This window comes from Streptomyces sp. NPDC054872 (assembly GCF_053610705.1).
Window position 1 is genome coordinate 91,453 of the sequence record NZ_JBSGYY010000034.1, and the last position, 11,335, is coordinate 102,787.

The following is an 11,335-nucleotide window of genomic DNA, read 5'->3' on the forward strand; positions in this document are numbered from 1 at the left end:
TACGTTTCAGCCAACGAATGACGCCAAGTCGACATGCACTGGCCCATTTGTCGGCGAGAATGAGCTGTCCTCTGTACTGCGGTAGGCAGAGGTGACGGAACAACCCACTAGGGGCGGTGAGTTACACATGCTTATGGCAGCCGAAAAGGGCGACATCACCACCATCATTGGCGGGATCGCCCCCGACTGGGGTCCCTTCGGGAGCCTGGGCAACGAGGCACGGGTGATGATCGAGGTCGTGATGGCGATCGCCATCCTCCTCTGTCTCGGCATTGCGATCTGGGGCGCCGCGAAGCAGCGCATCGGCGCGACGGCGCTGCGCGACACCTTCAGCGCGGAACAGGGCAAGGGCCTGATCGTCGCGGGCCTGACCGGCGTCTTCATCATCGGGTCCCTCGGCACGGTCTTCACCATCGTGTACGGCATGGCGGTCTAGCCCCCGCGACCCACTTACATCACTTACGTCCCCGTCCCCCCACCCCCTGTCCCCCTCCGACCCACCCATCCGTCGTGCCCACCGGCTGAGGTTGCAACTCCCTGATGTCGAGTCACCACACCGCGCCCGCGCGGGAACCAGCACGGCTACCGTCGTACGTGGCGGTACACCGAGAGGTTGAGGGGGCGTACGCGGCATGAGTCTCGACGACGAGCGAAACGGCGGCCTCTACGGCGGCTCCGGCGAGACCCGGACTCGCCTCCCCGAGGGTGAGGGGGGCGGCCAGGATGTGTACGGAGGAGCGCGCAGATCCAGCCGTTCTTCGTCACGGAGTCTCGTGACGGTGGTGGGTGTGGTGGTGGTACTGATCGCCGCCATCGCCTTCGCCAACCGCGGGGACAGCGGCGGGGCGTCATCCGGAGAGGGTGACGGAAAAAAGGCGCAGGCGAATCCCACCGCCCCCTCCGGGGAGAAGCCTGTCGACGGCAAGACGTCGGGCATCCCTTCGGGCTTCGCGAAGAGTGAGCAGGGGGCGGAGTCCGCTGCGGCGAACTATGCGTCAGCGTTGGGTTCTGACGGGATGTTCAATCAGGCCAAACGTCGCGAGATCGTGCAGGCCGTTGCGGATCCCAGCTCGGTGAACAAGCTCCAGACCGGGTTCGACGCCGACTACTCCCAGGCTTTCCTGAAGAAGATCGGGCTTGGCAGCAACGGCACCGCCCCTGCGGGCAGCACGTTCGTGAACCGGACGATGCCCGTCGGCACCAAGGTCACGAGTTACGGAGACAGCGGGGCCACCGTCGAGGTCTGGTGCAGCGGCCTGTTCGGGCTCACCGGCGAGAAGTCCACCAACCCCGTCACCGGCAGCTGGTTCACCGTGACGATGAAGTTGAAGTGGAACGACGACGACTGGAAGGTCCTGGCGTCCAGCCAGAAGTCCGGTCCGACACCGGTGAACGGCGACAACCCCATCTCCGGAGCCGACGACATCGGCAAGGCGGTCAAGGAGTACGGAGGGTTCACGTATGCCCGGTAGCCCACGCCGCGCGCTCACGGTCATGGGAGTTGTGGCGGCCGCACAGACTGCGACGGTGCTACTGGCCACCCGTGCCTTCGCAGCCCCTGAGCCGAAGGACGACCCCTGTGAGCTGATCGCGGGCCCCGCCAAAAAGTACTGCGAAAAAGGCCAGAACTCCGGCAGCGGCGACAACAGCGACAAGTACCCCACCGACGCCCCCCTGGACTCCACCGCCGACCCCCTCTCCTCCCTGGCGAAGGGCTGCGCCGAAGCCGCGTCCTGGACCGTCGACAAGCTCTCCGAAGCCGTGAAGGAGACCGCCGAGGTCGACTTCACGAACGCCAGCTTCCTCAAGCAGTACGCGGTCGTCTTCGCCGCGTCCACCATCCTGACCCTGCTCCTGTGGCTCCTCGCCGTCGCCAAACGCGCAGTGAGAGGCGTCCCCCTCACCACCGCGCTCACCGAAGCCATCGGGTTCCTGTGGCTGACGGTCCTCGCCTCCGCGTTCACGCCGCTGATCCTCTACACGGTCGTCTCGGCGGCCGACGGGATCACGGACGTCATCGCGAAGGCCACCGGCGGCCAGACGGACAACTTCTTCGGGACGTTCTCCGAAGCCCTGAAGAAGGGCGAGGGCATCGGCGGCGGCCCGATCATGCTGATCGTCGTCTCGCTCGTGTCGATCCTCGCGGCCGGCGTCCTCTGGCTGGAGCTCGTCATCCGGGCCGCCCTGCTCTACGTGGGCGCCCTGCTCGGCACCGTCGTGTACGCGGGTCTGGTCGACAAGAACCTGTGGACGCACGTCCGCCGCTGGGCGGGGATCATGATCGCCGTCATCCTCGTCAAACCGATCATCGTCATCGTGCTCGGCCTCGCCGGCGCGCTGTCCGCCGACGACGGGCCCGACGCCTTCTCGGCGGTCGTCTCCGGGCTCTCGATCATCCTGCTCGCCATCTTCGCGAGCGCCATGATCTACCGCTTCGTCCCCGGCTTCGGCGACGAGATCGCGGGCTCCCGGAACAACCGCATCTCCCAGGGTGCGGAGAACCGCGCCGCGGCCGTCATCACCTCCCCCGCGTCCCTCGTCTCCCAGGGCATCAAGACCCACAGCTCCCGTGGGGGCGGCGGAGGCGGCGGCAACAACCAGGCCCGGCCCTCCAACCCCGCCAGCGGCGGCGTCGCCGCCCACAGCAGCCGCCCCAGCGGAGGCGGCGGCGGAGGCTCATCGAACGGCGGCGGATCTGTCCCCTCCGCCGCACCCCCGCCCCGGGGCGCCGCGACCAGCACTCCGCACGCGCGCAACCGCGGCTCAGGAAATGGCTCCACTGGCACCAATCGCTCGGGAGGTGAAGGGCGTTCATGACCACCCAGTCCCACGTGTCCCATCCGGTCGCGCCCCGCCGCACATATCTGATCGGCCGTGCGCGGCCGAACGCGATCGTCGGCAAGAACCGGGAGACCGGTGAGATCGCGCTGATCATCGCCGGCGCCTTCGTCGGGATGATGTGCGGGCTCCTGGTCCCTGTCCTCTCCCTGCGCATCGTGCTGCTCATGGGCTTCCCGATGCTGGGCATCGCCGCGGTCTACGTCCCCTACAAGGGCCGCACGTTCTTCAAGTGGTTCGAGATCAACCGCAGCTACAAGCGCTCCCTCAAGCGCGGCACCGCCTACCGCTCCGCCACCCCCGAGGCGGGCATCCGCTTCGACGGCAGGGAGATCGAGGTCGGCCCGCCGCCGGGGATCGGCCGCATCAGCTGGCTGGCCGCACCCTTCGGTCCTGACGAGATCGCCGTACTCCTTCACGCCGACCGGAGGACCGTCACCGCCGCCATCGAGATCGAGGGCCCCGGCGTCGGCCTGCGCGACTCCGAGGACCAGGAGGCCCTGGTCGACCGCTTCGGCACGCTCCTCAAGCACGTCGCCAACGGGGACGGCTTCGTGACGCGGCTCCAGATGCTCGCGCGCACCCTCCCCGCCGACCCGGACGCCCACGCCAAGGACGTCAGCGTACGAGGCGACGACCGGGCACTTCCCTGGCTGCAGCAGTCGTACGAGCAGCTGCAGTCCATGGTGTCCACCAGCAGCGAGCAGCACCGCGCGTATCTCGTCGCCTGCATGCACTACTCCCGCGACCTGGCCGCCGAGGCCCAGGCGATGGCCCGCGCCAGCCGCCCGCACGGCGGCAGGAGGCTCGACAAGGACGCCGGTCTCGCGGTCGTCATGGCGCGCGAACTGACCGACATCTGCTCGCGGCTCCAGGAAGCCGACATCCGGGTGCGTCAGCCGCTCGGCCAGGGGCGCCTCTCCTCCCTCGTGCACTCCATGTACGACCCGGACCACCCCATCGACCACATCCAGGCGATGACGAAGCGCAACGCCTGGCCGGCCGAGCTCGACGCCATGGAGCCCACCTACCTCCAGGCCAAGACCCGCGAGTCCTCCACCCGCGCCCCCTGGTGCCACGCCACGGCCTGGGTGAAGGAGTGGCCGATGACTCCCGTCGGCGTCAACTTCCTCGCCCCGCTGCTCGTCCACACCCCGGACGTGATCCGCACGGTCGCGGTGACCATGGACCTCGAACCCACCGAGGTCGCCATCGAGCGCATGCTGACGGAGAAGACGAACGACGAGGCGGAGGCCAGCCGCCAGGCCAAGATGAACCGCACGGTCGACCCCCGCGACATCGCCTCGAACTCCCGTCTGGACCAGCGCGGCGAGGACCTCGCGAGCGGCGCGGCCGGCGTCAATCTGGTCGGCTACATCACCGTCTCGTCCCGTTCCCCCGAAGCCCTCGCGCGCGACAAGCGCACCATCCGGGCCTCGGCCGGGAAGTCGTATCTGAAGCTGGAGTGGTGCGACCGCGAGCACCACAGGGCCTTCGTCAACACGCTGCCGTTCGCGACCGGCATCCGACGCTAGAGCTGAGGGCTGCCAAGATGCGGGATCCGCTGACCATCCTCACGGACGCCTTCACGTCCTTCCTGTTCGGGAAGGTGGAGACGACCAGACTCCCCGTGCGTACGTCGACGGGGCAGGCCCAGGCGGTCTATCTGCCGACGGCCGCCCCCGGCCTCGGCGACTCGGGCGTGATCATCGGGCGTGAGGTGTACTCCGGCAAGGGCTACATCTACGACCCGTTCCAGCTGTACGGCCAGCAGCTCCCGGCACCGCACTGGCTGGTGCTCGGCGAGTCGGGCAACGGCAAGTCGGCGCTGGAGAAGACGTACGTCCTGCGGCAGTTGCGGTTCAAGGACCGGCAGGTCGTCGTCCTCGACGCACAGGGCGAGGACGGCGTGGGCGAGTGGAACCTCATCGCCCAGGAGCTGGGGATAACTCCCATCCGCCTGGACCCGACGGCCGCGCTCGACATGGGCATCCGCCTCAACCCGCTGGACCCCTCGATCACCACGACGGGCCAGCTCGCCCTGCTCCGCACGATCATCGAGGTCGCGATGGGGCACGGGCTCGACGAGCGCTCGGGCTTCGCGCTCAAGGTCGCCCACGCGTACGTGAACGAGACGATCGTGGAGCGCCAGCCCGTCCTCACGGACATCGTGGAACAGCTCAGGCACCCGGAGCCGGAGTCCGCCGAAGCGATGAACGTCGCCATAGACGACGTACGGGCGTGGGGTCTGGACGTCGCACTCGTCCTGGACCGCCTGGTCGACGGTGACCTGCGGGGCATGTTCGACGGCCCGACGACGGTGGGCATCGACCTGGACGCCCCACTGATCGTCTTCGACCTCTCGCACATCGACCGCAACTCGATCGCGATGCCGATCCTGATGGCGATCGTGGGCGTCTGGCTCGAACACACCTGGATCCGCCCCGACCGCAAGAAGCGCATCTTCCTGGTGGAGGAGGCGTGGCACATCATCAACTCCCCGTTCGTCGCCCAGCTCTTCCAGCGGCTGCTCAAGTTCGGCCGACGGCTCGGTCTTTCCTTCGTGGCGGTGGTCCACCACCTGAGCGACGTGGTGGACGGAGCGGCGGCCAAGGAAGCCGCCGCGATCCTCAAGATGGCCTCCACGAGGACCATCTACGCCCAGAAGGCGGACGAGGCCAGAGCCACGGGCCGCGTTCTCGGCCTGCCGCGCTGGGCGGTGGAGATCATCCCCACCCTGACGCCCGGCATCGCCGTATGGGACGTGAACGGCAACGTCCAGGTGGTCAAACACCTGATCACCGAGACCGAACGCCCCTTGGTCTTCACCGACCGCGCCATGACCGAATCGTCGGTGGAGGCGGCGGACCAGCTGCTCGGCGACGACGCGCTGCGGGCGGCGGAGCTGGAGGCGGAGGAGCGTGCGGCATACATGGAGCAGCAGATGAACGGTCCTTCGTCGTCGCGTTCCGGGGTGGCATGAGCGATGGGATACCGGGGGCCTGAGCCCGAGCACGGCTACCGGGGCGGGCGGCGCGAGTCACGCGAGCGAGGCATCCCCGACGGCCTCCTCGTGGGCGGCCTCGCCTTCGTGCTCGGCCTGACGGTCCTGGTCTGGTCGGCCACGGGCCTCGCGGGCCTGTTCTCGCACGGCTCCTGGCCCAAGAACGTCACCTTCGGCAATACGCCGGTGGCGATGCGGCACCTGCTCCAGCAGCCGCACGACATCGCGGGCGCCTGGCCGGCCACTCCGGCCACCCAACTCACGGGCTACGGCTTGTTCTGGGGCCTGCTGATCGGCCAGCTGATGGTGCTCGTGGTCCTGACGATCTTCGTCATGGGGACGGTGACGCGGTGGCGGGCGGTACGGAGGGCCAGGCGCGAGACCCGCCTCGCACAGCCGCCACAGACGCAGGCTCCGGCGGAGGCGGCTCAGACTCCGGCTCCGGCTCCGGCTCCGGCTCCGGTCGAGGCGGCTCCCGTCGAGGCCGTCCCCGCAGCTGCTCCCACTGTGCCCACACCGCCGGGGGCTGATGACGAGGGCCTCAGGGCCACCGTGGGGTATGGCACCGAGCCGCCGGGGGCAGAAACAGCCACGGTCCCCACCCCCCGTACGCCCTTGGTGCTCGGCCCCGCCGAGACCCGCCGAGCACACGCGATCCAGGCCATCCGCGACGCGGAAAGCGCAGCCCTGATCCTCACCTCGGACCCCACCCTGTGGGAAGAGACCAAGGACGCCCGCGCGAAGCTCGGCCCAGTCCTCGTCTACGACCCCTCCCACCTCTGCGACACCCCCGCAAGAATGCACTGGTCCCCCACGGCCAACTGCGAGGACAAGGAAACAGCGGCCCACCGAGCCACCGCTCTGCTGGCCGCCATAAGGCCCAGCGCCAAGCTGGACAGCACCGTCGCCGACACCGCGGAAACCCTCCTCCGCAGCTTCCTGCACGCCGCGGCGGTGGACGGCCGCCCCATCAAGCACGTACACCGCTGGGCCCAGGGAACGGGCGTCCAGGACGCGGTCCGCATCCTCCGCACCCACCAGAGGGCGGCCTCGGGATCCGGGGGCGAGCTGGAGGCGGCACTCACCGCGTATCCGGAACGCCGGGACATGGCACAGGAGTTGACGGCGAGGGCGCTCTCCGCCCTCTTCACCCTGAACGTACGGGAATCGTGCACCCCAAACCGAACCGATGCCCTCACCTTGGATTCCTTCATCGATGAAGGGGGCACGCTTTTTGTGGTGGGTGAACCCATCGAGGACCCCAAGTCGCCCCAAGGGCCCGGCGCGATGCCGCTCCTCACGGCTCTCGCCTCAAGCGTGGTCGAGCACGGCCGGCGCATGGCCGAACGGTCATCCTCCGGTCGGCTCGACCCACCAATGACGCTGGTCCTGGACGACGTGGCCGCCGTCGCCCCGCTCCCCCAGCTCCCCGAGCTCCTGTCCACCGGCGCGGACCGCGGCCTGCCCACCCTGGCCCTCCTCCGCTCCCGCGAGCAGGCCCGCACCCGCTGGCCGCACGCGGAACTCCCCGGATAGGCACGGACGAAGCTCTCGGGGTCCCTGTCCTACCGCGGTACTACCCCCGCCGCCCTCATCCCGCCCCTGGTCCGACGCCCCGCGCCCCCGCGGACGCCAGCATCAGAAGCATGATTCGGGCATACGAACTCACCAAGCGCTACGGCGACAAGACCGTCGTGGAGGATCTCTCCTTCACCGTCCGCCCCGGGGCCGTCACCGGCTTCCTCGGCCCCAACGGCGCGGGCAAGTCCACCACCATGCGGATGCTCCTCGGCCTGGACGCCCCGACCCGCGGACGCTCCACCATCGGCGACCGGCCGTACGCGACGCACACCGCGCCCCTGCACGAAGTGGGCGCGCTCCTGGAGGCCCGGTCCGTCCATCCGGGCCGCACCGCCTTCCACCACCTGATGGCCCTGGCCCACACGCACGGCATCCCACGCCGCCGCGTCGAAGAGGTCCTGGACCTCGTGGGCATCCACGAGGTGGCCCGCAAGCGCGTGAAGGGCTTCTCGCTCGGCATGGGCCAGCGTCTGGGCATCGCGGCCGCGCTGCTCGGCGACCCCGCGGTGGTCATCCTCGACGAGCCGGTCAACGGCCTCGACCCCGAGGGCGTCCTGTGGATCCGCAATCTCCTCAAGTCCCTTGCCGCGGAGGGCCGTACGGTCCTGGTCTCCTCGCACCTCATGAGCGAGATGGCGCTGACCGCCGAGCACCTGATCATCATCGGGCGCGGCAGGCTCCTCGCGGACACCACGGTCGAGAGGTTCGTACGCGAGTCGGGCACCGGCTCCGTCAAGGTCGTCACCCCCGAGGCGGGCCTCCTCGCCGAGCTGCTCGCCGAGCCGGGCGTACAGGTCACGAGTGACGCGCCGGGCGTCCTCGACGTACGCGGCACCGACGGCGAACACATCGGCCGCACCGCGGCGCGCAACGGCATCCCCCTCTTCGAACTGACCCCGCAGACCGCCTCGCTGGAGCAGGCGTTCATGGACCTCACCCGGGACTCGGTCGAGTACGTCACCCCGTCGATCGCACCGCAGCCGGAAGGAGCCGCAGCATGAGCACCGGCACTCTCACCCCCACCAGGCCGGCCCCGTCGACGTACCGGCTGAGCACCAAGGGCGTCCTGCGCTCCGAGTGGCACAAGCTGTGGACGCTCCGCTCGACCTGGATCACGTTGCTCACCGCGGGCGCCCTCGTCCTGGCCGTCGGCATCACGATGGGCGTCACCTACGACGGGGACGACGCCGAGATCGACACGATCGTCTTCACCCTCTTCGGCACCCAGCTCTCCCAGATCTGCCTCGCCGTCCTCGGCATCCTCGTCACCGCGGGCGAGTACTCGACGGGCATGATCCGGGCATCGCTCGCGGCCGTCCCGAGCCGCCTGCCCGTCCTGTGGTCCAAGGCCGGCCTCTTCACGGCGGTCGCCTTCACGGTGTGCTTCGTGACGAACGTCGTCACGTTCCTCACCGCCCAGATCTGGCTCTCCGGCACCGACAAGGAACTGTCCCTCACCGACTCCGGCGTGCTCGGCGCCCTCGCGTCCAGCGCCGCGGCCCTCACCTTGCTCAGCCTCATCGCGCTCGGCCTCGGCGCCCTGTTCCGCTCGGTGCCCGGCGCCATCGGTGCCTTCGTCGGAGCCGTCCTGGTCCTGCCCGAGGTCGTGACCATGATGCCGTTCAGCGCCGTGGACACCGCCGTCAAGTACTTCCCCGCCCAGGCGGCGAGCGCCCTCGGATCGGTGGCCCGGGTGGAGAACACCATCGCGCCGGGCACGGCCCTGATCACGCTCGCCCTCTGGGCGGCGGCGGTCATCGCCGCGGCATCCGTGCTGCTCAAGCGTCGCGACGTATGACGCCCGAACGTTCAACTCCTGTACGAGGATGAGGCCGTGACCGAGCCACGCATCGCGCCGCACGACGAGCCCCGCACCGCGCCGCATCCCCTCACCCGGCTCCTCCAGCGTTCGACACAGCGGGTGCGCGCCTTCGACAGGCGCCGCCCGCTCGTCTGGGACCTGCTGGTCACCGGCTTCTTCGTGGTGGCCGCCCTCGTCGACGCCGCGGGCGGCTGGCGCAACACCGCGCCGAACACGGCCGTGCCGGGCTGGCTCGTCCTCCTGCTCAGTACCGCGCTGTCGCTACCGCTGCTGTGGCGTCGCCGCCGCCCGATGGCGGCCCTCACCGTCATGGTCGCCGCGAGCCTGGTCAGCAGCTGGACCGGTGCCATGCTCCAGGCCTCGCTGATCCAGATGATCGTCCTGTTCAGCGTCGCGATGTGGCTGCCCCTGAAGACGCTGGGCGGTGCGGGCCTCATGATGACCGCACCGCTCGTCGTGGGCGCGTTCCGCTACCCGGAGAACAGCTGGGACCAGCAGATCGTCCCGTACGTGTGGGCGTACGCCCTCGTCGCCCTCCTCGGCATCGCGGTGCGCTCGCGCCAGGATTACACCGAGGCCCTCGTCGAACGCGCCCGGCAGCTCGAAGTCGAACGCGACCAGCAGGCGCAGCTCGCCACCAACGCCGAACGCACGCGCATCGCCCGGGAGATGCACGACATCATCGGCCACAATCTCTCGGTCATCACGACCCTCGCGGACGGCGGTTCGTACGCCGCCGCCAAGTCCCCGGAACGTGCCGCCCAGGCGCTCACGGCCATCGGCACGACCAGCCGCCAGGCCCTGACGGAACTGCGCCGGCTCCTGGACGTCCTGCGCGAGGACGCCCCCGACGCCGCCGCCCTGGCTCCCCAGCCCGCCCTCACCGACCTCGACCAACTCATCGACGGGGTACGGGCCGCGGGGCTTCCGGTCCGCAGCACGGTGCGCGGCCGCCCGGACTCCCTGCCTGCGGGCCGCCAGCTGACGGTCTACCGCGTCGTCCAGGAGGCCCTCACGAACACCCTCAAGCACGGCGGCCCGGAGGCGACGGCGTACGTGGAGGTCGTGTACGGCGACGACGGGGTACGGGCGACCGTGACGGACACGGGCACGGGGGCCGGCCCCACCGGATCCCCCGGCCCCTCACCCGGAGATGCGCCCGGCCGGGGTCTCACGGGAATGCGCGAGCGAACGGCGCTGTACGACGGGACACTTGAGGCGGGCCCACTGCGGAAACCGGCAGGCGGCTGGCAGGTAAGACTCCATCTTCCCGAAGAACTCAAGGACTCCCCTCAGTGACGACCGTACTCATCGTCGACGACCAGCCGATGCAACGCTTCGGCTTCCGCATGCTCCTGGAGAGCCAGGACGACATGAGGGTGGTGGGAGAGGCCGGCAACGGCAGCGAAGCGGTCCGTATGGCGGCCGAACTCCACCCGGACGTCGCCCTGATGGACATCCGCATGCCGGGCCTCGACGGCATCGAGGCCACGCGCCGCATCGTGGCCGCGGGCGACCGCACCCGCGTCCTGATCCTCACCACGTTCGACCTCGACGAGTACGCGTACGCGGGCCTGCGCGCGGGAGCCTCGGGTTTCCTCATCAAGGACGCGATGCCGGAGGAGCTCCTCGCGGGTATCCGAGCGGTCGCCACGGGAGACGCGGTCGTGGCCCCGAGCCTGACCCGCCGCCTCCTCGACGCGTACGCCGAACACCTGCCGCCACGGCCCGGCGAGGACACCGACCCGTTCCGGGACCCACGCCTGGCCTCACTGACGGAACGGGAGCGCGAAATCCTCACGGTCATCGGGCAGGGCTGGACGAACACGGAGATCGCGGGCCGGCTGCACGTCGCGGAGTCGACGGTGAAAACGCACGTGGGACGCATTCTCGCGAAGACGGGGGCGAGGGACCGAGTTCAGGCGGTCATTCTGGCGTACGACACGAAATTGGTGAGGCCGGAGTGAATGGTGGGCACGGCGGCGCAATGGGCCCTGAACGCAGAAAACCCCCGCACCCAGAGGGTGCGGGGGTTTCCCGTTAATAATAGTTCGGCGGCGTCCTACTCTCCCACAGGGTCCCCCCTGCAG

10 protein-coding genes are annotated in these 11,335 nt (G+C 69.6%); all 10 read left to right on the forward strand.

Annotated elements, in window-relative coordinates; all coding sequences use genetic code 11:
- The first annotated feature begins 127 nt into the window (after nucleotides 1-127).
- The 10 genes from ACWGIH_RS32745 (at nucleotide 128) to ACWGIH_RS32790 (ending at nucleotide 11,212) form a co-directional block, all read left to right on the forward strand.
- Entirely contained in the window at nucleotides 128-436 is a 309-nt protein-coding gene (locus ACWGIH_RS32745) for a hypothetical protein (protein ID WP_119293922.1), read from the forward strand.
- A 196-nt stretch (nucleotides 437-632) separates the two neighbouring features.
- The gene (locus ACWGIH_RS32750) at nucleotides 633-1,472 is read left to right on the forward strand and encodes a hypothetical protein (protein WP_453448817.1); all 840 of its coding nucleotides are present in this window, start codon (nucleotides 633-635) and stop codon (nucleotides 1,470-1,472) included.
- Complete coding sequence (locus ACWGIH_RS32755; RefSeq protein ID WP_453448816.1) at nucleotides 1,462-2,817, forward strand: hypothetical protein; 1,356 nt, start codon at nucleotides 1,462-1,464, stop codon at nucleotides 2,815-2,817. Before ACWGIH_RS32750 ends, ACWGIH_RS32755 begins: the two co-directional genes overlap by 11 nt.
- Nucleotides 2,814-4,373 (forward strand): SCO6880 family protein, encoded by a 1,560-nt coding sequence (locus ACWGIH_RS32760; protein WP_453448815.1) that lies wholly within the window; start codon nucleotides 2,814-2,816, stop codon nucleotides 4,371-4,373. The genes ACWGIH_RS32755 and ACWGIH_RS32760 overlap by 4 nt, the downstream gene beginning before the upstream one ends.
- A 17-nt stretch (nucleotides 4,374-4,390) precedes the next feature.
- Entirely contained in the window at nucleotides 4,391-5,821 is a 1,431-nt protein-coding gene (locus tag ACWGIH_RS32765) for an ATP-binding protein (RefSeq protein WP_453448814.1), read from the forward strand.
- Between the two features lie 3 nt (nucleotides 5,822-5,824).
- On the forward strand, nucleotides 5,825-7,378 hold the full coding sequence (locus ACWGIH_RS32770; protein WP_453448813.1) for a type IV secretory system conjugative DNA transfer family protein: 1,554 nt from the start codon (nucleotides 5,825-5,827) through the stop codon (nucleotides 7,376-7,378).
- Nucleotides 7,379-7,488: 110 nt separating this feature from the next.
- Nucleotides 7,489-8,424: an ABC transporter ATP-binding protein gene (locus ACWGIH_RS32775; RefSeq protein ID WP_453448812.1), complete on the forward strand. Its 936-nt coding sequence runs from the start codon at nucleotides 7,489-7,491 to the stop codon at nucleotides 8,422-8,424.
- A complete protein-coding gene (locus ACWGIH_RS32780; protein ID WP_453448811.1) occupies nucleotides 8,421-9,221 on the forward strand; it encodes an ABC transporter permease in 801 nt (266 codons plus the stop codon). Before ACWGIH_RS32775 ends, ACWGIH_RS32780 begins: the two co-directional genes overlap by 4 nt.
- 36 nt (nucleotides 9,222-9,257) lie before the next feature.
- On the forward strand, nucleotides 9,258-10,544 hold the full coding sequence (locus ACWGIH_RS32785; protein ID WP_453448810.1) for a sensor histidine kinase: 1,287 nt from the start codon (nucleotides 9,258-9,260) through the stop codon (nucleotides 10,542-10,544).
- Nucleotides 10,541-11,212: a response regulator gene (locus ACWGIH_RS32790; protein ID WP_453448809.1), complete on the forward strand. Its 672-nt coding sequence runs from the start codon at nucleotides 10,541-10,543 to the stop codon at nucleotides 11,210-11,212. Before ACWGIH_RS32785 ends, ACWGIH_RS32790 begins: the two co-directional genes overlap by 4 nt.
- The last annotated feature ends 123 nt before the right edge of the window (nucleotides 11,213-11,335 follow it).

Excerpts from the sequence above, each read along its gene's own strand:
- ACWGIH_RS32755 (WP_453448816.1), top strand. The coding sequence starts at position 1,462 with ATGCCCGGTAGCCCACGCCGCGCGCTCACGGTCATGGGAGTTGTGGCG.
- ACWGIH_RS32765 (WP_453448814.1), top strand. The coding sequence starts at position 4,391 with ATGCGGGATCCGCTGACCATCCTCACGGACGCCTTCACGTCCTTCCTG.
- ACWGIH_RS32780 (WP_453448811.1), top strand. The coding sequence starts at position 8,421 with ATGAGCACCGGCACTCTCACCCCCACCAGGCCGGCCCCGTCGACGTAC.
- ACWGIH_RS32745 (WP_119293922.1), top strand. The coding sequence starts at position 128 with ATGCTTATGGCAGCCGAAAAGGGCGACATCACCACCATCATTGGCGGG.
- ACWGIH_RS32760 (WP_453448815.1), top strand. The coding sequence starts at position 2,814 with ATGACCACCCAGTCCCACGTGTCCCATCCGGTCGCGCCCCGCCGCACA.
- ACWGIH_RS32770 (WP_453448813.1), top strand. The coding sequence starts at position 5,825 with ATGGGATACCGGGGGCCTGAGCCCGAGCACGGCTACCGGGGCGGGCGG.
- ACWGIH_RS32775 (WP_453448812.1), top strand. The coding sequence starts at position 7,489 with ATGATTCGGGCATACGAACTCACCAAGCGCTACGGCGACAAGACCGTC.
- ACWGIH_RS32750 (WP_453448817.1), top strand. The coding sequence starts at position 633 with ATGAGTCTCGACGACGAGCGAAACGGCGGCCTCTACGGCGGCTCCGGC.